The following is a 23,140-nucleotide window of genomic DNA, read 5'->3' on the forward strand; positions in this document are numbered from 1 at the left end:
GGGCCGGTGCCGGGGCGGTGTCCTCGGCCGCGGGGGCCGGGACGGCGACCGGACCGGAGTGCGGGCCCGGGACGGTGAGCGCGTCGGGGACGAGCACGACGACCCGGGTGCCGCCGAAGGCCGAGTGGCGGAACTCCACCCGCAGCCCGTGCTGGGCGGCGAGGCGCGCGATCACGTACAGGCCCAGCCGGATGTCGTCGGCGTGCGCCAGCACGTCCATCCGGGGCGGCCGGCTCATCAGCTCGTTGGCCGCGGCGAGCTGGTCCTCCTCCATGCCGAGCCCGCGGTCCTCGACCTCGATGGCCAGGCCCCGGCTCACCTGGGCCGCCCTGACCTCGACGGGGCTGGGCGGCCTGGAGAAGGTGAGGGCGTTCTCGATCAGCTCCGCCAGGACGTGCGAGACCGGGCCGACGGCCCGTGCCGCGATCCACGGGGCACCGTCCAGGTCCAGCACCACGCGCTGGTAGTCCTGCACCTCGCCCTGGGCGGACCGCATGACGTCCAGCAGCGGTACGGGCTTGCGCCAGCGCCGGTGCGGGGAGCCGCCCGCGAGGATCACGAGGTTCTCCTCGTAACGCCGGAGGCGGGCGGTGAGGTGGTCGAGGTCGAAGAGGCCGTCCAGGATCTCCGGGTCCTCGTGCTTGCGCTCCAGCTCGTCCAGCTTCTTCAGCTGCTGGCCGATCAGCTGCTGGGTGCGGCGCGCGATGCGCTGGAGCAGCCGCTCGAAGCCGCGGTGCTGGTCGGCCTGTTCGACGGCGGCGCGCAGGGCGCTGGTGCGGGCCAGGTCGAGCGCGTTGCCGAGCTGGGCCAGTTCGTCCGACGTACCGCTCTCGCCGTCGTTCCCGATGGCGCGGGCCTCGGACTCGACGTCGATGCGTTCGCCCCTGCCGAGCCGTTCGACGACGTCGGGCAGCGCGCGCTCCAGCTCCTCGGCCCGCTCCTGGAGCCGGCTGATCCGGCGTCGCAGGGTGCGGGAGAGGCGCCAGGTGAACCAGATGACGGCGATGACGGCGGCGAGGCCGACGACCGTGGTGACGACCACCTTGATCAGCAGCGAGATGACGCTGTCCTTGCCCGCCGCGACCACACCGTCGGTGCGCTGCTCCATCAGCTTCACCAGCTGGGGCGTCACCTCGTCCATGGCGCCGCGCCAGTCCGCCTCCTTCGCGCCCAGCGTGACGAAGCCGGCCCGGTCCGGGTCGGCCGGCCGCAGCACCTGGTTCTCCACCCGGGTCTTGGCCTTCCAGGCGGAGCCGGCGAAGACCTCCTGCCACCTGGCCCGCTCGTCCGCCGGAAGGAAGGGGACGATCTGCGTCGAGTACTGGAGCGACTGGCCGGAGACGGCCTGCCGGACCTCCCTGAGATCCGCGGTGCTCAGCTTTCCACTGGTCCAGCCGCGGGCGAGCAGGGCGTCCGAGCGGGAGATCATCTCCTTGGCCCAGAAGAGGCCGACCAGGGGCTGCGAGAGCGTGGTGATCCGGCCGTTGTCCACGTGACTGAGCGCGGTGAACAGCTTCAGGTCCACGGCGATCAGGTCCGTGTAGTAGCCGTACACGGCCTTCTGCTGGTCGTTGTCGCCCTCGTCGACGAGCGTGCGCTGCGCCGGGAGTTGGGTGATCGCCGTACGGGCCGAACGCACCGCGTCCCGCACCTCGCCGGGGGCGTCGTCGGTGGCGATGTCCGAGAGGGACTGGAAGCCGTCGATCGCCTTGTCGGTCAGCTTGCGCTGCTTGCGCAGCGCGTCGGTGGGACCGCCGCCACGGGCCAGCGCCTCGGCGCTGAGCCGGCGCTCCTCCTGGAGGTTGTAGTACACGATGTTGGACGGCTGGCCGGCCTTCTGGGCCAACTGCCCCTGGGCCGCCTGCCTCTGGAAGTCGAGCAGGGTCTGACCACTGGTGACGGCCCAGAGGGCTGCCAGGGCTACACCGGGGACGACGGCCAGTACGAGCAGGGCCGTCCGCAGCGACATGGTGGTCGAGCTGCTACGCCGTGACGCGCGCGTGCGCAGGGCATGCTCCTTGACGTGATGCCAGCCTCATGACTGGTCAAATCCGTTGAGAACCAGGACGGATAGATATTAGTCACAGTGCAAAAACGGAGTGGAACTGGGCTCACATGTGCAACACCGGTCACACACAGGTTGATCACGGACCCGCCGTTCGGCCCCGGTCGCGGCGCGCCGTACGGGTGAAGCGCGACCGGGGATATATCTGTATTCAGTGCTCCTTGTCCGTTCCGCAGTCCCGCGCACCCCGTCACCCGCCGCCGCGCCCCGCCGCGCCGTCGTATGACCGCGCTCATCGTCTGCCACTTCGTCCTCGCGGCCTTCGCGCGTCCGCTGGTGCGACGGCTGGGGGTGCGCGCCTTCCTCGTCCTCGCGCTGCCGCCCGCCGCCACCACCTGCTGGGCCTTCGCCCAGTGGGACACGGCCGCCGCCGGCTCCTCGGTCGACTGGTCGTGGGCCTGGATGCCCGACTACGGCGTCTCCGTGGACCTGCGCCTGGACGCGCTGGCCGAGCTCATGGTGCTGCTGGCGTCCGGCATCGGCACGCTCGTCCTGCTGTACTGCGCCTCCTACTTCAGCGACGCGACCCCGAACCTGGCCGGATTCGCCGGGAACCTGCTCGCCTTCGCCGGGGCCATGCTCGCCCTCGTCCTCAGCGACGACCTGATCTCGCTCTACGTCTTCTGGGAGCTGACCACCGTCTTCTCGTACCTGCTCATCGGGTACGACAGCGAGCAGCGGCACAGCAGACGCTCCGCGCTCCAGGCGCTGACGGTCACCACGCTCGGCGGCCTCGCCATGCTGGTCGGCTTCCTGATCGTCGGTCAGGAGGCCGGGACCTACCGGATCTCCGCGATCCTCGCCGACCCGCCCCCGGCGACCACCGCCGTCCAGGTCGCCGTCCTGCTGATCCTGTGCGGGGCCCTGTCCAAGTCGGCCGTCTGGCCCTTCAGCCTCTGGCTTCCCAACGCCATGGCCGCGCCCACCCCCGTCAGCGCCTATCTGCACGCCGCCGCGATGGTCAAGGCCGGGGTCTACCTGGTCGCCCGGCTCGCCCCCGCCTTCGCCGACGTGCCCGGCTGGCGGCCCGTGGTGATGGTCCTCGGCGCGGCGACGATGCTCCTCGGCGGCTGGCGTGCCCTCAGACTCCACGACCTCAAGATCGTCCTCGCCTACGGAACCGTCAGCCAGCTCGGCTTCCTCACCCTGCTCGCGGGCGTCGGCAACCGCGACGCCGCACTGGCCGCCGCCGTCATGATCCTCGGCCACGCCCTCTTCAAGGCCCCGCTGTTCCTCGTCACCGGCATCGTCGACCACGCGGCCGGCACCCGCGACCTGCGCAAGCTCTCCGGTGTGGGACGCGCGCTGCCCCACGTGTGCGCCGTCGCCGTGCTCGCCGCCCTCTCCATGGCCGCCCTGCCCCCGCTGCTCGGCTTCGCGGCGAAGGAGGCGGCGTTCGAGGCGCTGCTGCACGGCGACACGGCGGACCGCTGGGCGCTCGGCATCACCGTGGCGGGCTCGGCGCTGACCGTCGCGTACACCGCCCGGTTCGTCTGGGGCGGCTTCTTCCGCAAACCGGGGGTCGCGGACACCCCGGTGCACCGGGTCGGCCCGGCCTTCCTCGCCGCGCCCGCCGCGCTCGCCGTCTGCGGCCTGGTGCTCGGGCCCGGCGTCGGATGGACCGACCGGCTGCTCAGCGCCTACGCCGACGCCTTCCCCGCCCCCGCCCACCCGTACCACCTCGCCCTCTGGCACGGCTGGGGCACCGCCCTGCTGCTCTCGGCCGTCGCCACCCTGGGCGGCGCGGTCCTCTTCGCCGCGCGCGACCGGGTCACCCGGTTCTCGCGGCGCGTCGCCTGGCCCACCGCCGACGGCGTCTTCGGCCAGTTGCTCCTGGGCCTGGAACGCCTCTCCCTCCAGGCCACCGGCTTCGTCCAGCGAGGCTCGCTCTCCGTGTACCTCGCCACCACCTTGCTGGTGATGCTCGCCGGACAGCTCTCCGTCTTCGTCGTGGACCAGCCCTGGCGTGGGGCGGCCGCACCCCGGCTCTGGGACGTCCCGCTCCAGGGTGCTGTCGCCGCGCTCACCTGTGCGGCGGCCATCCTCTGCCTCACCGTCAGACGGCGCATGAAGGCCGTGGTGCTGGCCGGACTCACCGGATACGGCACCGCGCTGCTGTTCGTCGTCCAGGGCGGTCCGGACCTGGCGCTCACCCAGTTCTGCGTGGAAACCGTGTCGATGATCGTCTTCGTGCTGGTGCTGCGGCGCATGCCGGTCCACTTCCAGGAGTCGGTGAGCCCGTGGCGGCGGGCCGTGCGCATCCCGGTCGCCCTGGCCGCCGCGGCCACCCTCGGCGTGGTGGTCTGGGTCGCCGCCGCAGCGCGCACCGCGCCCCCGGCGGGAGCCTCCATGGTCGAGGAGACCGCGCACCACGGCCTCAAGGACGTCGTCGCCACGATCCTGGTCGACCTGCGCGCCTGGGACACGATGGGGGAGTCCGCCGTCCTCGCCGCCGCCGCGGTCGGCGTGACCAGCCTCATCTACCTGCACCGCCGCGCCGAGGGGACGGCGGCGCCCGCGGAGGTACGGGGGCACACCGCCTGGTCCGTGACCGCCGAACCGCTGACCGGGGTGCCGCAGGGCGACGAGGGCGCGCCCGAACGCGGCTGGCTGGCGGCCGGTGCCACGCTGGCCCCCGAGCACCGGTCCGTCGTCTTCGAAGTGGTGACGCGGCTGCTGTTCCACCCGATCCTGGTGCTCTCGGTCTATCTGCTGTTCTGCGCCGAGAACATGCCGGGCGGCGGCTTCGTCGGCGGCCTGGTCGCGGGGCTCGCCCTGATCACCCGCTACCTCGCGGGCGGCCGCTTCGAACTCGCCGAGGCCGCGCCCCTGCAACCCGGCCTGTTCACCGGGCTCGGCCTGTTCATCTCCACCGGCGTCGCGCTGTTCGGCCTCTCCGACGGAACGGTCCTGCACGCCTGGACGTACCACGGCCACTGGCCGCTCGTCGGCGACTTCGAATTCGGCACCCCGGTGATCTTCGACTGCGGGGTGTACCTGCTGGTCCTCGGCGTCGTCCTCGACATCGTGCGGGCCCTCGGCGCCAAGATCGACCGGCAGATCGAACGGGCCGCCGCCGAGAAGGCCGCCGCCGCCCGGGGCGCGGGACCGGAGACGGGGGAGGCGACCCCGTGACCGTCAGCGTCTCCCTCCTGGCCACCGCGGCGGTCCTCTGCGCGGTCGGCGGCATCCTCATGCTGACCCGGCCGCTCACCCGCATCCTGCTCGGCGCGGTCATCGCGGGGAACGGCATCAACCTGTTCATCCTGTCCGCCACCGGGTCGGCCGGCCGCGAACCGCTGCTGTACGGCGTCGACCTCGCCCGGGTCACCGACCCGCTTCCCCAGGCCATCGCCCTCACCGCCATCGTCATCACCCTCGCCACCACCGCGTTCCTGCTCGCCATGGCCTACCGGGGCCACCAGCTGACCGGCACCGACGAGGTCCACGACGACCTGGAGGACCGGCGCATCGTCCTGCGCGCCGAGGTGCTGGACGAGCGCGACGAACTGCGCGCGCGCTTCCGGGCCGACGGCGACCGCAGCGCCGAGGCCCGCCGCGCCTACCGCGAGGAGCGCCGCCGCCTGCGGGCCCGGCTGCGCGCCGACCGCGCCCTCCAGGCCCGGGGCCGCGACGCCACCGGCGACCTGTGGCACGACGTCCTGGGCGCGGACCCGGAGGACTACGCGAAGAGCGCCGAGGACCCGCACAGCACGGGCCCCGGCCCCCAGAACCCAGGAGACACCGGATGAACGCCCTCGTCCCGCTGCCGGTGCTGCTGCCGCTCTGCGCGACCGGTCTCAGCCTCGCCTTCGGCACCCGGCTCAAGCGGTTCCAGCGCTTCATCAGCGTGGCCGTGCTCACCGCCGTCCTCGGACTCTCGGTCGCCCTGATGATCGCCGCCGACCGCGACGGCCCGCTCTCCGTGCACCTCGGCGACTTCGCGCCCCCGCTCGGCATCACCCTGGTCGCCGACCGGCTCTCCGGGCTGATGCTGACGGTCTCCTCGGCCGTCACCCTGTGCGTGCTCGTCTACTCCCTGGGCCAGGGCATGGCCGACCGGGACGAGGAGACCCCGGTCGCGGTCTTCCACCCCGCCTACCTGATCCTTGTCGCCGGCGTCTCCTGCACCTTCCTCGCCGGTGACCTGGTCAACCTGTACGTCGGCTTCGAGATCATGCTCGTCGCGAGCTTCGTCCTGCTGACCCTCGGCGGCACCGGACCGCGCATCCGCGCGGGCTCCACGTACGTGATCATCTCGCTCTTCTCCTCGATGCTCTTCCTGACCGCCATCGCCATGACGTACGCGGCGACCGGCACCGCCAACTTCGCCCAGCTCGCCGAACGCCTGGGCGCACTCCCGCTGGGCGTCCAGACCCTGATCCAGGCGATGCTGCTCACGGTCTTCGCGATCAAGGCCGCCGTGTTCCCGCTCGCCGCCTGGCTGCCCGACTCCTATCCCACCGCCCCCGCCCCCGTCACCGCCGTCTTCGCCGGGCTGCTCACCAAGGTCGGCGTCTACTGCATGCTGCGCACCGAGACCCTGCTCTTCCCCGGCAACCGGCTCGGCGACCTGCTGATGGCGGCGGCGCTCGCCTCGATGATCGTCGGCATCCTCGGGGCCGTCGCGCAGACCGACCTCAAGCGGCTGCTCTCCTTCACCCTCATCAGCCACATCGGGTACATGGTCTTCGGTATCGGCCTCGCCACCCGGGACGCGTACGGCGGCGCGATCGTCTACGTTGTCCACCACATCACCGTCCAGACGACGCTGTTCCTGGTCGCCGGGCTCATCGAACGCCGGGGCGGCACCACCGAACTCACCCGGCTCGGCGGCATCGCCCGCGCCGCCCCCGCACTCGCCGTCCTTTTCTTCGTCCCCGCGATGAACCTCGCCGGCATCCCGCCGCTCTCCGGCTTCATCGGCAAGCTCGGCCTCATGCGCGCCGGTGTCGCCGACGGCGGGGTGTGGGCCTGGATCCTCGTCGTCGGGGCGACCGTGACCAGCCTGCTCACGCTGTACGTGATGGCCAAGGTCTGGAACCTGGCCTTCTGGCGGGCAGCCCCACCGGGCCAGGCCGCCGCCGGCACGGTCCTGGAGTCCGACGACGACAGCGACGACGACGATGCCGACGAGGGGCCGGACCGGATGCCCGGCACCGGCGACGAGGGCATCCGCCTCCGCCACCAGCCGGCCGGGCTCGCCGTGGCGGCCACCCTGCACGGCCACGCCGTCACCACCACCAGCGTGCTGCCCCGCCCGATGACCTGGGCGACGGCCGCCGCGGTCGCCCTGGGCCTCGCCTTCACCGTGTTCGCCGGTCCGCTGACCTCGTACACCGACCGCTCGGCCGCCGAACTCCTCGCCCGCAGGCCCTACATCGAGGAGGTGCTCGGCCGGTGAAGCGCCTCGTCACCTTCTCCTTCCGGAACAAGGACCTGCCGCCGTTCAGCGCCGCGTTCGGCAGCCGGCGCCGACGGGTGCTGGACCTGCCGCTGATCGCCTGGCTCACCGTCATCTGGGTGCTGCTCTGGTCCAGCCTGAACTGGGCCAACCTGCTGACCGGGGCCGTAGTCGCGGTGGCGGTCTGCCTGGCCTTCCCGCTGCCCGAGGTCGACCTCGGGCTGCGGCTGCACCCCTGGGGCATCCTGCGGCTGGCCGGCTATCTGCTCTACGACATGTACACCTCCGGCGTGAAGGTCACCCGGCAGATCCACGGCCGGCAGCCGCGCCGGGCCGCCGTCATCGCCGTACCGCTGCGCTGCCGCTCGGACCTGATGCTCACCGCGACCGCCGTCACCGTGTCGAACGTGCCCGACGGATCGGTCGTCGAGGTGCGCCGGGCCACCGCCACCGTCTTCCTGCACGTCCTGGACGCGGGCGACCCCGCCGAGCTGGAGGCCGCCCGGCGCTCCGTCTGGCGCCTGGAGGAGCTGACCGTCCGGGCCTTCGGCACCCGCGACGAGATCGAGCGGGTCGCCACCCTGCCCCCGGACACCCCGCACACCGGCGCACGGCCGGGAGACCAGGAGGAGCGGCCATGAGCGCGCCCCAGACAGTGGACCGGGTGCTGCTCGTGGCAGCCGTCGTCCTGATCCTCGTCGCGGGCGCGCTGCTGCTCGCGCGCATCTGGCGCGGGCCCTCGATGCTGGACCGCGCCATCGCTCTGGACGTCTGCGCCGCGCTCATCATCGCCGGGCTCGGCGCCAAGTCCGCCTTCGCGCGGGACCCGTTCTACTTCCCGATCATGCTGGTGCTGGCCTTCCTCGGCTTCACCGGCTCGGTCGGCATCGCGCGCTTCATCGCCGTACGCGACCGGCCGCCGGGCCGGCCACACGACCACGGGGGCGGGACCTCATGACCGTCTGGCTCCAGATCCTCGACACGGCGGGCGCGGCGCTGGTGCTGATCGGCGCCGCGATCTGCCTGCTGGGTGTGGTCGGCATGCTGCGCCTGCCGGACGTCCTCTCCCGCAGCCACGCCGCGACCAAACCGCAGGCGCTCGGCATGCTGATCGTGCTGGCCGGGGTGGCGCTGCGGCTGCGCAGCGGCATGGACCTCGCCACGCTGGGCCTGATCGGCTTCTTCCAGCTGATGACGGGCCCGGTCGCCGCCCACCTGGTCGCCCGCTCCGCCTACCGCACCGGCCAGGTGGACCACGCGGAACTGCTCTTCGACGACCTGGACGAACAGCTCACCGAGGAGACCTGACCGGGCCGTCTTCTCACACCCGCGGCCCGCCCGGTGTGCGGCGAGCGTTACCGCCCATGATCCGCCGGGGCCACACCGGCGTAACGGCCGCTTCCTACCGTCGGAGCACGATCCGATTCACGGAAGGTCTCCCCGGTGCCCCCACAGAGCTCGTCGGCCGACGCCACTCAGGTCCGTACGGTCTGCTCGTACTGCGGGGTGGGCTGCGGAGTGGTCCTCGACATCGCGTCCGGGCCCGACGGGCGGCGTACGGTGAGCAAGGCGACCGGAGACAAGGCCCACCCCTCCAACGCCGGCCGGCTCTGCACCAAGGGGGCGACGACCGCCGACATGCTCGCCGCGCCCGGCCGGCTGACCACCGCCCTGATACGGCCCGAGCGGGGCGCGGAGCCGGTGCCGGTCGCCGTGGACGAGGCCGTCGCGTCCACCGCGCGGCGGCTGCGGGCGATCGTCGACGAGCACGGGCCGGACGCCGTCGCGTTCTACGTCTCCGGGCAGATGAGCCTGGAGGCGCAGTACCTCGCCAACAAGCTGGCCAAGGGGTTCGTCCGGACCAGCCGCATCGAGTCCAACTCGCGGCTGTGCATGGCGAGCGCGGGCAGCGGCTACAAGCTGTCGCTGGGCGCCGACGGCCCGCCCGGCTCCTACGACGACCTCGACCGCGCGGACGTCTTCCTGGTCATCGGCGCCAACATGGCCGACTGCCACCCCATCCTCTTCCTGCGCCTCCTCGACCGGGTCAAGGCCGGCGCCAAGCTGATCGTCGTCGACCCACGGCGCACCGCCACCGCCGACAAGGCCGACCTCTTCCTGCGCATCCGGCCCGGCACCGACCTGGCCCTCCTCAACGGCCTCCTGCACCTGCTCCACGCGAACGGGCACACCGACCCCGACTTCGTCGCCGGGCACACCGAGGGCTGGGAGGAGATGCCGGAATTCCTCGCGGACTACGCGCCCGAGGCCGTCGCCGAGATCACCGGCATCCCGGAGGAGGACATCCGCCGCGCGGCCCGGTGGATCGGCGAGGCGGGCGAGTGGACGAGCTGCTGGACGATGGGGCTCAACCAGTCCACGCACGGCACCTGGAACACCAACGCGCTGATCAACCTGCACCTGGCGACGGGCGCGATCTGCCGTCCGGGCAGCGGCCCCCTCTCGCTCACCGGCCAGCCCAACGCCATGGGCGGCCGTGAGATGGGCTACATGGGACCGGGACTGCCCGGCCAGCGCTCACTTCTGGACGATGAGGACCGGGCCTTCACCGAGGAGCTGTGGGGCCTGGAGCCCGGCACCCTGCGCAAGGACGAGTGCGGCCGGGGCACCGTCGAGATGTTCGAGCGCATGGCGGCCGGCGACATCAAGGCGTGCTGGATCATCTGCACCAACCCGGTCGCCTCCGTCGCCAACCGCCGCACGGTCATCGAGGCGCTGGAGGCCGCCGAACTCGTCATCACCCAGGACGTGTTCGCCGACACGGAGACCAACGCCTACGCCGACGTCGTGCTGCCCGGCGCCCTGTGGAGCGAGGCGGAGGGCGTCCTCGTCAACAGCGAACGCAACCTGACCCTCGCCCGCCCGGCCGTCGAGCCGCCCGGCCAGGCCCTCGCGGACTGGCGGCTCATCGCCCGTATCGCCTGTGCCATGGGGTACGAGGACGCCTTCACGTACGACAGCGCCGAGGAGGTCTTCGAGGAGATCAAGCGGGCGGCGAATCCCCGGACCGGCTACGACCTGCGGGGTGTGACGTACGAGCGGCTGCGCGACGCCCCCGTCCAGTGGCCCGCTCCCACCACCGACGGGCCCGGCCGCAACCCCATCCGCTACCTCGCCCCGGACGGCGCGGGACCGGTCTTCCCGAGGCCGGGCGGACGCGCCCGCTTCTTCGCCCGCCCCCACATACCGGCCGCCGAGATGCCGGACGACGACTACCCCTTCCTGCTCAACACCGGCCGGGTGCAGCACCAGTGGCACACGCTCACCAAGACAGGCAAGGTCGCCAAGCTCAACCGGCTCAACCCCGGCCCGTTCGTCGAGGTGCACCCCGAGGACGCGGCGCGGCTCGGGATCGCGGAGGGCGACTCGGTGGAGGTCGAGTCGCGGCGCGGCCGGGCCGTGCTGCCCGCCGTGGTCACCGACCGGGTGGCCCCGGGCTGCTGCTTCGCCCCCTTCCACTGGAACGACCTCTTCGGCGAATACCTCAGCGTCAACGCGGTGACCAGCGACGCCGTGGACCCGGTCTCCTTCCAGCCGGAGTTCAAGGTGTGCGCGGTGACCCTGACGAAGGTGGCGGCCGCACCTCTTCCCGTGCCGGCCCCTGTGGAGACGGCGGCCCGGACGCCTCCCGAAACCGCGGCCCAGGCGTCTCCCGAAACCGCCGCCGTCTTCGGCCTGGAGACCACCCCGCCCCCGGTCCTCGCCGAGCACGAGCGCCAGTACCTGGTGGGCTTCCTGGCCGGACTGCCCCTCGGCGCACCCGGCGTCCCCGTCCTCCCGCCCGGCGCGCCCTTCAGCGACGAGCACGCCCGCTGGGTCAACGGCGTCCTGGCCGGCATGTACTCGCGCACCGGAGAGCCCGCCCCGGCCCCGGCGCCCGCCGCCGGGGCCCCCGGCCGCGAGGTGGTCGTGCTGTGGGCCTCGCAGACCGGCAACGCCGAGGAGTTCGCCCTCGCCACCGCCGACCGGCTCACCGCCACGGGCCACCGCACCCGGCTCCTCGGCATGGACGAGGCGGACCCGCGTGCCCTGCCGCCGGCCGCCGACCTGCTCCTGATCACCAGCACCTTCGGGGACGGCGACGCCCCCGACAACGGCTCCGGGTTCTGGGAGGCCCTGACGGCCGCCGACCTCCCGCCCCTGGACGGCAGGCGGTACGCCGTCCTGGCCTTCGGCGACTCCTCGTACGACGACTTCTGCGGGCACGGACGCCGGCTCGACAGCCGCCTGGACGAGCTGGGGGCGGTCCGCCTCGCCCCGCGTACCGCGGCAACCGCACGGACGAGGACATCGCGAAGCTCCTCATCAAGGAGTGACACCGCAGCGCCGGGGCGGGGCACGCGAGTTTCCGTGCCCCGCCCCGGCGCTGCGGTGTCACTCCTTGATGAGGAGCTTCGCGATGTCCTCGTCCGTGCGGTTGCCGTGGATCTCGATCCCCGCGAGCGCCGACTCGATCCGGCCGAACTCCTCGCCGGTCAGCTCCACATCGGCGGCGGCGAGGTTCTCCTCGACCCGGTCGATCCTGCGCGAGCCGGGAATCGGGACGATGAAGTCCTTCTTGTGCAGCATCCACGCCAGGGAGATCTGCGCGGGCGTGGCCTTCTTCTCGGCCGCGAACTCGGTGAGCAGGTCCAGGAGGGGCTGGTTCGCGCGGATGTTGTCCTTGGCGAAGCGGGTGATGACCCGGCGGACGTCCGCTCCGGGGTAGGTGTCGTCGGAGGTGATCCGGCCGGTGAGGAAGCCGGTGGCGAGCGGGCTGAAGGCGACGAAGCCGATGCCGAGTTCCTCGCAGGCCGGGATGACATCCTGCTCGAACATGCGCTCCATGATGGAGTATTCGCTCTGGATGGCCGTCAGCGGTGTGACCGCGTGCGCGCGGCGGATCTGCTCCTCGGTCGCCTGAGACTGCCCCCAGCCGAGGATCTTGCCCTCGGCGATCAGCTCGCCCATCACCCCGGCGACATCCTCGACGGGGATCGAGTCCGGCACCCGGTGCTGGTAGTACAGCTCCACGTGGTCGGTACGCAGACGGGTCAGCGAGGCGTCGATCTTCTCCCGGATCTGCTTGCCGAGTTCGGCGGGGGAGAGCGGGCCGCCCAGGTAGAACTTGGTGGCGAGGACGACCTGGTCACGGATCGGGGCCAGGGCGGGGCCGACCAGCTCCTCGTTGGCACCCGCGGCGTAGCCCTCCGCCGTGTCGAAGAACGTGCACCCCAGATCGAACGCCTTGCGGATGAGCCCGGTGCCCTCCTCGGCGCTCACGCCGGAGCCGTAACCCTGGCTGAGGCCCATGGCCCCCAGGCCGACGGCGGAGACATCGAGGTGCCCGATGGTCCTGGTCTTCATGTGCGGTGGTCCTCTCTGACGGCAACGGGACGACCCCACGCGGAAGGGGAGGATCGCGTGGGGTGGTTCCGTCCGGTTCGGCCGGGGCGGAGCGATGCCGCGAGCCCGGCCGCCGCCGGACCCGTGCACCGCCCCGATGGTGTTCCCACGCACCGGAGCGCCGCTGGAGAGCGGGTCGCGAAGCCGTGCCGCCGCGCCTCCGGCGGGTACTCCACCCACCGGGCGAGGGCCATGCCTGCCTCTTTCCACCGTCGGTCTGCCGAAGGCAGTCTTCGGGCGGAACCCTCGGGGCCGGTTCCGGCCGAGGTCAGCGCTCGACCGATGTGGTCGTGAACCGGCCGCCGCAGATGCGGACTTGCGGCTCGCGCAGGGTGAGCGCTTCCTTGGAGCCGGGCGGGTAGACGCGCAGATAGTCGGCCCGCTTCCAGCAGCCGCCGTCCGCGATGCCCTGGTTCAGCGTGTGCAGGACGACGTGCGCCGTCTTCCCCGGGGCGATCACCGTCGACCCGTGCGCGGCGCCGTCCCGCTTGGCCGGTGCGCCGATGACGCTGCCGTCCCGCTGGATCAGGGAGACGCCGGGGAAGCCGTTCAGGACGCAGGAGCGGGAGGACTTGTTGACGAAGCCCAGCTCGTAGTAGACCTGCCCGGCACCTCCGTCGCCCTGCTTGACACCCATGCCCAGGTCCTTGGCCGTGCACCGGCCGGGACCGGCCGCGTCGGCGTCGGAACCGCTGCTCGCCCGAGGTGACGAGGCCGGCGGTGCGGAGTCCGAGGGCGCGGGGTCCGAGGGGGCGGGGGCGGAGGGCTGCGCCGACGTCTGCGAGGGGGCCGTCGACCCGGCGTGCGCCGCGGGCGAGGCCGAGGTGTCCGACGCGGAGCCGTCGTCGTTGCAGCCGGCCGCGACGAGGGCGAGCGACATCATCGCCACGGGTACGAGGAGGCGCCGGCGGAGCCCGCGCCCTCTCCCGGCTGTCCCGCGGCCTCGCGGACGAGGCGCGTGCGCGAACGGTTCAGGGGCGGCGGTGGTGCGAGATAGTGAGCCCATAACGGACGCCTGCTCGATTTCCGGCGCTCCGAACCTGATGAATTCGCAAAATCGTCGTCGAGAGCGGACCTCTACGCTCGCCCCCGGCGCCCCGCCGTCACTCATCCTCACCCTCGTCCTCGCCCAGACCCTCCAGGTCGCCGACGCACTCCTCGGCCACTGCTCCCGCGAACCCCGGGCACATCCATGCCTCCGGGCCGAGGAGTTCACCCTCGGGCGGGAACGCGTCCGGCGCGTAGAAGTGCGGCAGGCCGGTGCGGAACGCCGCGCCCCGGAACGCCGGGTGCCCGCCGTCGTGGCCGCACTCGGCCGGCCGGGGCGCGGCGGCCACGGACCGCAGCAGCGCCAGGACCTCGCGGGCCACCGGCACGGGCGGGGCCGGGTAGGCGTTCGCGAGCGCCCGGCAGGCCGTGAGCAGCAGCACCGTGCGCTCGCGCCCCTCGGCCCGCGCGTACCGCCGGGACGCCCACAGCCCGAGATCGTTCGCGTACGTCTTGTTCCGGCTGCCCGGGGCGAGCCGGTCCACGATCTTCTCGATGTCGAGCCGTCCGTCCGGTCCCAGGTACTCGGTGTCGAGCCCCGAGGTGTCCCGCTCGCCGAACAGGATCTCGCGCCGCTCGCGCAGCAGCTTCAAGGACTCCTCGGCGACCTCCGCCATGAACACCGGGCACACCACCGTGTCCAGCGCGGCCGTGCGCCCGGCCACGTGCCGCCGCTCGTACAGGCGGCGCCCGCCGTGGCTGCTCAGCATGACTCCCAGCTCCGCCGCGTCGGGTCCGCTGCGCGGCAGTTCGGCGTGGTGCCCGTGCGCGCAGGAGGCGCCGGCGAAGAACGGCAGGGCGTTCTCCAGCGCCTCCACCAGGTCGTCGAGCACGGACTTCTTGCGGACCATGCCGGAGACGGCGTACCAGGTCACGGCCCTGACGGTCAGGAGGTGTCCGGCGCGGTCCTCGGGGGCGGCGGTGGTGAGGCCCCACGCCTGCCAGGCTACTTCGTCGTTCACGTCCGTCCACGGCTTCGGGTAGCCGTGCAGCAGGGCCGAGAGTTCCGCCGTGGTGCTCACGGCCTCCAGCGGCAGGCGCGGCGGTACGTCCGCGACCGAGCCGGGTTCGATGATGTCCAGGGCGATCCGGGCGAACCCGGCCGCGTTCCACGGGCACAGCCACTCCTCGCGCGGCCGGTCCTCCTCCCACTCCCGCGAGGGGTCCCCGATCAGGCCCGCCAGCTCGGCCAGGTACTCGTCGCCGTCCGCGTCATGGTCCCGGTACGGGTGGGAGTCGTGCGGGCACGGCCGTTCGCGCAGCGCCGCCTCGGCGGACCGCAGCGCGGCCGTCACCCGGGGCGCGACCCCGTCGCCCGGCCTGGTCGCGAGGTAGGGGGCCAGCAGGACCAGCCCGAGCGTCCACACCGAGGCGGTTGTGCCGGCGGGGTCGCCGGCGAGACGGGCCGCGCAGTCCAGCGCGGCCTCGTCGTAGCGGTCGTTGCGGGCGTCCTGGTACTCCTCGCGGATCTCGTCCCACAGGGAACCGAGGGCGTCCAGGTCCGTGACGTCGATGTTCGGCATGATCATGGTGACGCACCGGACCGGGCCCGGGGTTCCCTCCCGCTCAAGGGCTGCTCCATCGGCACACCACCGGCACCGCGCACCGTGCCCTCTACCGGCCGTCGGCCTCCCTGGGCGCCGTGGCGGGAGGGGCCGTCCCTGCCCACCGCAAGCTCACCCGCGCGCACGGGCCGCCGTCCGGGCTCACGCCGCCGGGCCGGGCGCGGTGCGGAACGTGGCTGTGGAGGAGAGCTGATGTCTGCGTCTGCCGCGGAGCATGTGGTGCCCGCGCCGGGTGTTCCGTGCTGGGTCAACCTGATGGTCGGTGACCTGCCGACCGCCACCGCCTTCTACACGGCCGTGCTCGGCTGGGAGTTCCGGCCCAGTCTGCTGGGCGGTCAGTTCCTCGTCGCGTCGCAGGACGGTTCCCCGGTGGCCGGCATCGGGGCCCGCCGGCCCGGCCTCGCGCCCGCCTCGGTGTGGACGCCGTACTTCGCCGTACGGGACGCCGATGTGACGGCGGCCCGCATCAAGGAGCGCGGCGCCACTCTCGCGGTGGGCCCCATCGCGCTCGGCGACGGGCGCGCGGGCCTCGCGGCGGACCGGGACGGGGCGGCCTTCGGCTTCTGGCAGGGTCCCACGCTCGCCTGGGTGTACGGGCAGGCGGGCGCCGCCCCCTCCAGGCTCGACCTGCGGACCCGGGACGTGTCCGAGGCGGCGGTGTTCTACGCGCAGGTCTTCGGCTGGGCCGCCGAGCCGGAGATCGCCGTCGCGTACGGCCCCGGCCACGTCCTGGTCGAGCGGGCCGGACGCGAGGCCGTGTCGCTGCGCGGGGGAGCGGCCCACACCTCCCCGCACGCCCACCTGCGCCCGCGCTGGCTGGTGAACTTCGCCGTGGACGACGTGGAGCGGGCGGTCGCCGCCGCCCTCGCGGCGGGCGGCAGCAGCCCCGGGCCGGAGCAGGGGCCCTCGCGGACCCTGCGCGACCCGGACGGCGGGCTGTTCACCCTCAGCCCGCGGGCCGGCTGACACCGGCGCGCGGTATGCCGCCGTGCGGCCGGGTCACTCCGGTCCCGGCCGTCGGACGGGCAGCCCCGCCGTCCGTGCCGCCTCGGCCAGCACCTGGCGGAGCATCGTCGGCGTGAGCCGCCCGGTGAAGACGTTGCGTTGGCTGACGTGGTAGCACCCGAACACCGTCAGCGGGTCGTTCGCCCCGTCGGCCGGTGCCAGTACCGTACGGGCGCCGTGGCCGAACACCGGCCTCGGCCGGTCCACCCGCCGACCGGCCCGCTCCAGGGCCGCGAGGGTCGCCTGCCAGCCGAAGCCGCCGAGCACGACGACCGCCCGCACGGTGGGCCGCAGCAGCTCCAGTTCCCGGGCCAGCCAGGGCCGGCAGGTGTCCCGCTCGCCCGGCGTGGGGCGGTTGGCGGGCGGTGCGCAGTGCACGGGGGACGTCACCCTCACCCCGAACAGCTCCAGACCGTCGTCCAGGTCCGTCACCGTGGACCGCGAAGCCAGCCCGAGTTCGTACAGCGTGGCGTACAGCAGGTCGCCGGCCCGGTCGCCGGTGAACATCCGGCCGGTCCGGTTCCCGCCGTGCGCGGCGGGCGCCAGTCCCGTGATCGCCAAAGAGGCGTCGGCGGGCCCGAATCCGGGTACGGGGCGCGCCCAGTACTCCCAGTCGCGGAACGCGGGGCGCTTGACGCGGGCGGTCTCCTCCCGCCACTCCACCAGGCGCGGGCAGGCGCGGCACCGGACCAGCCGCTCGTCGAGGCCGGCGAGCGTACGGGCACGGGCAGCGGACCGTACGGGGTAGTCCTCGGCGGTACACATGCGCGACCCGCTTTCACGTCCCGGCCGACGTATGGAAGGTGCCGTCCGCCCCGGCGGCGGACGGTTCGAAATGAGCGTACCCAGGGCGGATGGCACCATGGCCACGACGAGAAATGAAGGGAAGCCGGACCATGAAGGATTTCTCCGTCGGGGACCATGTGCGATGGAACTCCGAAGCGGGCCACGTCGAAGGCGTCATCACCGGGAAACACACCCACGACGTCGAATTCAAAGGGCGCACCCGGCACTGCAGCAAGGAGGAACCGCAGTACGAGATCAAGAGCGACAAGACCGGTCACCTCGCCATGCACAAGGGCAGTGCGCTGAAGAAGGTCTGACAGGGCGGCGCGGTGAACCGGATCTGCACGATCGGCCATTCGACGCGGGAGTTCGGCGAACTGGTGGACCTGCTCCGCCGGAACGACGTCACCCTGCTGGCCGACGTGCGTTCGTACCCGTCGTCGCGGAAACTTCCGCAATGGAATCAGCGGCACATCATCGATTCCCTGCCTTCCGATATCGGATACCGGTGGCTGCCGAAGCTCGGAGGCAGGCGCCACACCCCGAAAGGTGTGGAGAGCCCGAACGGTTTCTGGCGGGTCAAGGCCTTCCGTGATTACGCCGATTACATGGCGACCGACGCCTTCCGGGAAGGGCTGGACGAGTTACTGGAACTCGCCGGGCACGAACGTCCGGCGATCATGTGCAGCGAGGCCGTGCCGTGGCGCTGCCACCGCCGGCTGATCACCGACGCACTGATCGTCGCGGGCGCCGAGCTCGTCGACATCATGTCGCACACGTCGACCCGGCCCGCGGTCCTGAACGGGGACGCGCGGGTCCGCGACGGCCTGCTGACCTATCCGCCCCACGACTGAGCCCCGCCCCGACCGGGCCAGGGCCGGAGCTTCTCCGGGTTGCGCACCGCCCAGATGCGGTGGACCCGGTCCCCCGCGAGGCCGAACGCGGCCACGGTGACCGTGACCCCGGCGTGCTGGGCGACCAGCCCCGGCCTGCCGTTCACCGTCCGCTCCAGCAGCACGAGGCCGTGCGCCTTCTCCGCGAAGTGGCAGAGGTACTGGGCGACGCGCTCGCCGCCGTCCACCGGACGCAGCGCCGCGCCGGCCAGGCCACCCCCGTCGGTGATCATCGATGCCTCGGGGTCCAGGAGGCCCACCAGCGCACGGATGTCCTTCGCCTCCCACGCCTCCTTGAATTCCCGCACCAGTGCCGCCTGCCCGGCCGCCGGGCCCGTCTCGGCCCGCGCGTCCCGCAGGCGCCGGCGGGCCGACGCGGCGAGCTGCCGACACGCGGGGGTGCTGCGGCCGACGATGTCGGCGACTTCCGCGAAGGGGTAGCGGAAGACGTCGTGCAGGATGAACGTCACCCGCTCGGCCGGTGTCATGGACTCCAGTACGACCAGGAAGGCCATGTTCACGGACTCGTCCAGGGTGACCCGGTCGGCAGGGTCCGCGGGTTCGTCCCGGCCGCCGTCGGTGTGCCCGCCCACCCACTCGGAGCGCTCGGGCAGCGGCTCCGGTATCCACTCGCCGACGTAGCGCTCGCGCCTGACCCGCGCCGAGCCCAGTACATCGAGGCAGACCCGGCTGGCCACCGTCGTCAGCCATGCCCCGGGCGACTCGATCGCCTGCTGCCGCTCCGGTGACATGGCGTACCAACGGGCGTACGTCTCCTGTACGGCGTCCTCCGCCTCCGCGACCGAACCGAGCATCCGGTAGGCGAGGTTCATCAGCTGCCGGCGTTCGCCGATGACCGCGCTCAGGTCCGGTTCGGACCGCTCGTGCTCCGCTTCGGAAGGTGTGCTCATCCGCGTGACCGTCCCTGGTTCTCGTCGTCCGATTCCCCTGTTGACGGTTCGACGGAGCAGCGCGCCGGAATGTGAGGCGGACCCGGCCTCACATTCCGCGGAGCTGCGTCGTCGGACCGTCGAGACAGTACCGATCCACCGCCGTGAGGCATAAGAGAGGACCGCGCCATGGCCGCACCGACGACGGCAGCACCGACCAGGCCCGTACCCGGCACGGCGGCGGTACCGGGCCGGACCACGTTCGTCGAGGTCTCGCTCGCCCTGCAGACCCTGGCCATCTTCTTCCAGGCGGTCACCGCCGGGCTCCTGCTCTCGGCCCACGGCGAGCTGCTGCACAGCATCGGGGCCCGCGTGATGTACGGCGCGTCCATGCTCTATGTGCTCGCCGCGGTCCTGGCCTGGCGGCCGGGCGGCGGCTCACCCCGCCCGATCCTGTACGCGACCGGCTTCCTCGTACTCGCCTCGGTCCAGGTGGTGCTGGGCATCGCGCACGAGGCGGCCTGGCATGTCCCCCTGGGCGTCCTGATGTTCGGCCTGAGCACGGTCGCCCTGGGCCACGCGCTGTTCGTCCGGATGCTCCGGCGGGCGGCACGGGGGTAGCGGGCCGGCCATTGATCCTGTCGATGTCGGGTACGCGTCGTGGACCCCACGAAAGGACGACGCGTGTCCCCCCAGCGCAAGAACGTTTTCGTGCTCGGCCTGGACGAGGCCAACCTGCCGACCCTGAACGCCGTCCCCGACGCGGACACCTACCGCTTCCACCCCCTGCTGACCATCGAGGAGTTGCAGGGCGGTGAGGTGTCGGTCGACGAGCTGATGGACCGGGCCCGCGCGGTCCTCGACGCGCACGAGGGCAGCATCGACGCGATCGTCGGCTACTGGGACTTCCCCGTCAGCACCCTCGTACCGATGCTCGGCCGCGCGTACGGCACCCGCACCACCAGCCTCGAATCCGTCGTCAAGTGCGAGCACAAGTACTGGAGCCGACTGGAGCAGCGGAAGGCCGTCGACGCCCTGCCCCGCTTCGGCCGGGTCGACCTCGACACCGACGACCCGCGGCCGCCCGAGGGCGTGGGCTTCCCCATGTGGCTCAAGCCCGCCCTCGCGTACTCGTCGGAACTCGCCTACGGGGTCGAGGACATGGCGGAGTTCCGTACCGCCGTCGAGAAGATACGCGCCGGGATCGGCCGGGTCGGCAAGCCCTTCGAGGCGGTCCTCGGACTCCTCGACCTCCCACCGGAGATGCGGGGCGTCGGCGGTCAGGTGTGTCTTGCCGAGGAGGCCATGACCGGCATCCAGGTCGCCGTCGAGGGCTACGCGAACAACGGCGAGGTCACCGTCTACGGGGTACTCGACTCCATCAACTACCCCGACTCGCCATGCTTCCTACGCCACCAGTACCCCAGCACCCTGCCCCCGGCGGTCATCCACCGGCTGCACGAGGTGAGCGAGCGGACCATCCGGCAGATCGGGATGGACGCCGCGACCTTCAGCATCGAGTACTTCTACGACCCGAAGACCGGGAAGGTCAGCCTGCTGGAGATCAACCCCAGGCACTCCCAGTCCCACGCGGAACTCTTCCACTTCGTCGACGGCGTCCCCAACCACCACCGGATGATCCGCCTCGCCCTCGGCGAGGACCCGGTGGTGCCCGGCGGCGGCGGCCCGTACCGCATGGCCGCCAAGTGGTACTACCGCTGGTTCGGCGAGGGAACGGTCCGCGAGGTCCCCGGCCCCGAGCGGATCGCGGCCATCGAACGGGAGAACCCCGGGGTGCGCATCGACATCGTGCCGTCCGAGGGGCAGAAGCTCTCGACCGTTCCCCAGCAGGACAGCTACAGCTACGAGATCGCGCACATCTTCACCGGCGCGGACGACGAGGAGGGCCTGCGGCGCAAGTTCGACCGGTGCGTCGCCGCACTCGGCCTCGCCTTCGACGACACCGCACCGGGCGGCCACGACGTCAAGGCGTCGTGAACAGGGCCGCGAAGAGGAAGGAGCAGTACACAGGTATGCGACATGTCGACCGACTGCCGTACGAGGTAGGCCAAGAGGACCACGTCACCATCAGCATGTCGGACGGGGTCCGGCTGTCGGCCAGGATCTGGCGCCCCATCACCTCCGACCGCCAACCGGTCCCGGCCATACTGGAGGCCGTCCCGTACCGCAAGAACGACCTGACCTCCACCCGCGACGCCATTCACCATCCGTACATCGCCGGCCACGGCTACGCCTGCGTACGCGTCGATGTACGGGGGACCGGCGAGTCCGAGGGCGTCCTGCTCGACGAGTACCTGGAACGGGAGCAGCGCGACGCCGAGGAAGTGCTCGCCTGGCTCGCCGAACGACCCTGGTGCGACGGAAACACCGGCATGATGGGCATCTCCTGGGGCGGGTTCGCCGCACTCCAGGTCGCCGCCCGCCGCCCGCCGAGCCTGGGCGCCATCGTCATCGCGTCCTTCACCGACGACCGGTACGCGGACGACATGCACTACGTCGGCGGCGCGATGCTCTCCGACAACCTGGCCGAGGCGGGCACCATGTTCGCCTACTCCACCTGCCCGCCCGACCCCGCCGCCGTCGGCGGACGCTGGCGGGACATGTGGCACGAACGGCTGGACTCCGCCCGGCCCTGGGTCCTCGAATGGCTGCGCCACCAGGAACGCGACGACTACTGGCGGCACGCCTCGCTCAGCGAGGACTACGGCGCGCTGCGCTGTCCCGTACTCGCCTCCAGCGGCTGGGCCGACGGCTACTCCAACGCCGTCACCCGGCTCCTGAGCCGCGTCGACGTCCCCCGCAAGGGCCTCATCGGGCCCTGGTCGCACAAGCTGCCCCACCTGGGCGAGCCGGGCCCGGCCATCGGCTACCTCCAGGAGGTCGTCCGCTGGTGGGACCACTGGCTCAAAGGCGTCGAGAACGGCGTCATGGACGGGCCGATGATCCGCGCCTGGATGCAGGAGAGCGTGCCGCCCTCCACCTCCTACGAGGAACGGCCCGGCCGATGGGTGGGCGAGCCCAGCTGGCCCTCCCCGCACATCGAGGAAGTGCCGCACCCCCTCCGCGACCGCGGCATCGTGTGCGGCGAGGCAGCGGCGACCGGGACGGAGGAACGCGTCCACACCGTGCAGTCACCGCTGTCCGTCGGCCAGTTCGCCGGAAAATGGGCCTCGTACAACGCCCCGCCGGACCTGCCCTACGACCAGCGTGAGGAGGACGGCGGCTCGCTGGTCTTCGAGACCGGTCCGCTGGAGGAACGCGTCGAGATCCTCGGCGCCCCCTCGGTGGAGCTGCTGGTCTCCTCGTCCCGGGAGACCGGACAGGTGGCGGTGCGGCTGTCCGACGTGGCCCCCGACGGCCGGGCCACCCGGGTCACCTACGGTGTGCTCAACCTCGCCCACCGCTCAGGCGCCGACCGGCCCGAGCGGCTGGAGCCGGGTGAGAAGTACGCCGTGCGGGTTCCGCTCAACGGTGTCGCACAGGTCTTCCCGGCGGGGCACCGCATCCGGCTCTCGCTCTCCACCTCGTACTGGCCGCTGGTCTGGCCCGCCGCCGCACCCGCCCGCCTCAGCGTGTACGAGAGCGGCAGCCGCCTCACACTGCCGGTCCGCCCGGCAGAGGCGCCCGACGCGGTGCCTCCGGTGCCGTTCGGCGAGCCGGAGGGGTGCGCGCCGCCCGAGGTCACCCAGCTGACCGAGCCCGAGCAGGCGTGGAACGTGTCGAGGAACCTGGTCGACTACCGGTCGGCGCTCGACATCGTGAAGGACCGGGGACTCCAGCGGTTCGAGGAGAACGGCATCGAGGTGGGGCTGCGGGCCTGCGAGAGGTACACGTCCGTCGCGGACGACTTCGGCTCGGTGGGCGGCGAGTCCGCCTGGACCATGCGGTTCCGGCGTACCGGCTGGGATGTACGCGTGGAGACCCGCACCCTGCTGACCTCGGACGACACCGCGTTCCACGTGGATGCCACGCTCGACGGCTACGAGGACGGCCGCCGGGTCTTCTCCCGCACCTGGAACGAGAGCGTGCCGAGGGCGAGCCTCTGAGCCCCGTCCGCC

The 23,140-nt window shown here is 72.3% G+C and carries 18 protein-coding genes and 1 pseudogene; 13 read left to right on the forward strand and 6 right to left on the reverse strand.

Features of this window, described 5'->3' with window-relative positions; translation table 11 throughout:
• The coding region (locus EAO73_RS03160; RefSeq protein WP_147970006.1) for a nitrate- and nitrite sensing domain-containing protein at positions 1-1,969 on the reverse strand (1,969 nt) is incomplete at its 3' end.
• Positions 1,970-2,287: 318 nt separating this feature from the next.
• Between EAO73_RS03160 and EAO73_RS03165 the strand changes: the two genes are divergently transcribed.
• The 7 genes and pseudogenes from EAO73_RS03165 to EAO73_RS03195 all read left to right on the forward strand — a co-directional run.
• Positions 2,288-5,200, forward strand: a complete 2,913-nt coding sequence (locus EAO73_RS03165; protein ID WP_147969909.1) for a Na+/H+ antiporter subunit A — start codon at positions 2,288-2,290, stop codon at positions 5,198-5,200.
• The gene (locus tag EAO73_RS03170) at positions 5,197-5,817 is read left to right on the forward strand and encodes a Na(+)/H(+) antiporter subunit C (protein ID WP_147969910.1); all 621 of its coding nucleotides are present in this window, start codon (positions 5,197-5,199) and stop codon (positions 5,815-5,817) included. The genes EAO73_RS03165 and EAO73_RS03170 overlap by 4 nt, the downstream gene beginning before the upstream one ends.
• Entirely contained in the window at positions 5,814-7,469 is a 1,656-nt protein-coding gene (locus tag EAO73_RS03175; RefSeq protein ID WP_147969911.1) for a Na+/H+ antiporter subunit D, read from the forward strand. Before EAO73_RS03170 ends, EAO73_RS03175 begins: the two co-directional genes overlap by 4 nt.
• Positions 7,466-8,110, forward strand: coding sequence for a Na+/H+ antiporter subunit E (locus EAO73_RS03180; protein WP_147969912.1), 645 nt, complete (start codon positions 7,466-7,468; stop codon positions 8,108-8,110). The genes EAO73_RS03175 and EAO73_RS03180 overlap by 4 nt, the downstream gene beginning before the upstream one ends.
• On the forward strand, positions 8,107-8,427 hold the full coding sequence (locus tag EAO73_RS03185; RefSeq protein ID WP_147969913.1) for a monovalent cation/H+ antiporter complex subunit F: 321 nt from the start codon (positions 8,107-8,109) through the stop codon (positions 8,425-8,427). Before EAO73_RS03180 ends, EAO73_RS03185 begins: the two co-directional genes overlap by 4 nt.
• Complete coding sequence (mnhG, locus tag EAO73_RS03190) at positions 8,424-8,777, forward strand: monovalent cation/H(+) antiporter subunit G (RefSeq protein WP_147969914.1); 354 nt, start codon at positions 8,424-8,426, stop codon at positions 8,775-8,777. Before EAO73_RS03185 ends, mnhG begins: the two co-directional genes overlap by 4 nt.
• Positions 8,778-8,987: 210 nt before the next feature.
• A pseudogene (locus EAO73_RS03195) lies at positions 8,988-11,756 on the forward strand (molybdopterin-dependent oxidoreductase); the annotation flags it as partial.
• 108 nt (positions 11,757-11,864) lie between these two features.
• Here the strand turns inward: EAO73_RS03195 and EAO73_RS03200 are convergent.
• The 3 genes from EAO73_RS03200 to EAO73_RS03210 form a co-directional block, all read right to left on the reverse strand.
• Positions 11,865-12,836: an aldo/keto reductase gene (locus EAO73_RS03200; RefSeq protein ID WP_147970007.1), complete on the reverse strand. Its 972-nt coding sequence runs from the start codon at positions 12,834-12,836 to the stop codon at positions 11,865-11,867.
• 307 nt (positions 12,837-13,143) lie between these two features.
• Positions 13,144-13,758, reverse strand: coding sequence for a DUF4232 domain-containing protein (locus tag EAO73_RS03205; protein WP_147970008.1), 615 nt, complete (start codon positions 13,756-13,758; stop codon positions 13,144-13,146).
• Positions 13,759-13,978: 220 nt separating this feature from the next.
• The gene (locus tag EAO73_RS03210) at positions 13,979-15,451 is read right to left on the reverse strand and encodes a hypothetical protein (protein WP_224756154.1); all 1,473 of its coding nucleotides are present in this window, start codon (positions 15,449-15,451) and stop codon (positions 13,979-13,981) included.
• A 228-nt stretch (positions 15,452-15,679) separates the two neighbouring features.
• Between EAO73_RS03210 and EAO73_RS03215 the strand changes: the two genes are divergently transcribed.
• Positions 15,680-16,453 carry a VOC family protein gene (locus EAO73_RS03215; protein WP_224756155.1) on the forward strand — a complete coding sequence of 258 codons (774 nt, stop codon included), beginning with the start codon at positions 15,680-15,682 and terminating at the stop codon, positions 16,451-16,453.
• Positions 16,454-16,486: 33 nt separating this feature from the next.
• Here the strand turns inward: EAO73_RS03215 and EAO73_RS03220 are convergent, their stop codons facing one another.
• Positions 16,487-17,257 carry a uracil-DNA glycosylase gene (locus EAO73_RS03220; RefSeq protein WP_147969915.1) on the reverse strand — a complete coding sequence of 257 codons (771 nt, stop codon included), beginning with the start codon at positions 17,255-17,257 and terminating at the stop codon, positions 16,487-16,489.
• Positions 17,258-17,388: 131 nt separating this feature from the next.
• Between EAO73_RS03220 and EAO73_RS03225 the strand changes: the two genes are divergently transcribed.
• Together EAO73_RS03225 and EAO73_RS03230 are read left to right on the forward strand one after the other, a co-directional pair.
• Positions 17,389-17,595 carry a DUF2945 domain-containing protein gene (locus EAO73_RS03225; protein WP_147969916.1) on the forward strand — a complete coding sequence of 69 codons (207 nt, stop codon included), beginning with the start codon at positions 17,389-17,391 and terminating at the stop codon, positions 17,593-17,595.
• A 12-nt stretch (positions 17,596-17,607) separates the two neighbouring features.
• Positions 17,608-18,132 carry a DUF488 family protein gene (locus EAO73_RS03230; RefSeq protein WP_147969917.1) on the forward strand — a complete coding sequence of 175 codons (525 nt, stop codon included), beginning with the start codon at positions 17,608-17,610 and terminating at the stop codon, positions 18,130-18,132.
• On the opposite strand, the gene sigJ is transcribed toward EAO73_RS03230, so the two are convergent.
• Positions 18,114-19,082: an RNA polymerase sigma factor SigJ gene (sigJ, locus tag EAO73_RS03235; RefSeq protein ID WP_147969918.1), complete on the reverse strand. Its 969-nt coding sequence runs from the start codon at positions 19,080-19,082 to the stop codon at positions 18,114-18,116. The two genes, EAO73_RS03230 and sigJ, sit on opposite strands and share 19 nt — an antisense overlap.
• Positions 19,083-19,250: 168 nt before the next feature.
• Between sigJ and EAO73_RS03240 the strand changes: the two genes are divergently transcribed.
• The 3 genes from EAO73_RS03240 (at position 19,251) to EAO73_RS03250 (ending at position 23,128) form a co-directional block, all read left to right on the forward strand.
• Positions 19,251-19,682 carry a hypothetical protein gene (locus EAO73_RS03240; RefSeq protein ID WP_147969919.1) on the forward strand — a complete coding sequence of 144 codons (432 nt, stop codon included), beginning with the start codon at positions 19,251-19,253 and terminating at the stop codon, positions 19,680-19,682.
• Between the two features lie 63 nt (positions 19,683-19,745).
• Positions 19,746-21,059, forward strand: coding sequence for an ATP-grasp domain-containing protein (locus EAO73_RS03245; protein WP_147969920.1), 1,314 nt, complete (start codon positions 19,746-19,748; stop codon positions 21,057-21,059).
• 35 nt (positions 21,060-21,094) lie between these two features.
• Positions 21,095-23,128 (forward strand): CocE/NonD family hydrolase, encoded by a 2,034-nt coding sequence (locus EAO73_RS03250; RefSeq protein ID WP_147969921.1) that lies wholly within the window; start codon positions 21,095-21,097, stop codon positions 23,126-23,128.
• Positions 23,129-23,140: the final 12 nt, after the last annotated feature.

Origin of the sequence: Streptomyces sp. col6 (assembly GCF_008042035.1) — a bacterium.
GTDB lineage: Bacteria > Actinomycetota > Actinomycetes > Streptomycetales > Streptomycetaceae > Streptomyces.

Coding starts and splice junctions, on each gene's coding strand:
- EAO73_RS03165 (WP_147969909.1), top strand. CDS start 2,288: ATGACCGCGCTCATCGTCTGCCACTTCGTCCTCGCGGCCTTCGCGCGT.
- EAO73_RS03175 (WP_147969911.1), top strand. CDS start 5,814: ATGAACGCCCTCGTCCCGCTGCCGGTGCTGCTGCCGCTCTGCGCGACC.
- EAO73_RS03185 (WP_147969913.1), top strand. CDS start 8,107: ATGAGCGCGCCCCAGACAGTGGACCGGGTGCTGCTCGTGGCAGCCGTC.
- mnhG (WP_147969914.1), top strand. CDS start 8,424: ATGACCGTCTGGCTCCAGATCCTCGACACGGCGGGCGCGGCGCTGGTG.
- EAO73_RS03200 (WP_147970007.1), bottom strand. CDS start 12,836: ATGAAGACCAGGACCATCGGGCACCTCGATGTCTCCGCCGTCGGCCTG.
- EAO73_RS03205 (WP_147970008.1), bottom strand. CDS start 13,758: ATGATGTCGCTCGCCCTCGTCGCGGCCGGCTGCAACGACGACGGCTCC.
- EAO73_RS03210 (WP_224756154.1), bottom strand. CDS start 15,451: ATGATCATGCCGAACATCGACGTCACGGACCTGGACGCCCTCGGTTCC.
- EAO73_RS03215 (WP_224756155.1), top strand. CDS start 15,680: ATGTCTGCGTCTGCCGCGGAGCATGTGGTGCCCGCGCCGGGTGTTCCG.
- EAO73_RS03220 (WP_147969915.1), bottom strand. CDS start 17,257: ATGTGTACCGCCGAGGACTACCCCGTACGGTCCGCTGCCCGTGCCCGT.
- EAO73_RS03225 (WP_147969916.1), top strand. CDS start 17,389: ATGAAGGATTTCTCCGTCGGGGACCATGTGCGATGGAACTCCGAAGCG.
- sigJ (WP_147969918.1), bottom strand. CDS start 19,082: ATGAGCACACCTTCCGAAGCGGAGCACGAGCGGTCCGAACCGGACCTG.
- EAO73_RS03240 (WP_147969919.1), top strand. CDS start 19,251: ATGGCCGCACCGACGACGGCAGCACCGACCAGGCCCGTACCCGGCACG.
- EAO73_RS03250 (WP_147969921.1), top strand. CDS start 21,095: ATGCGACATGTCGACCGACTGCCGTACGAGGTAGGCCAAGAGGACCAC.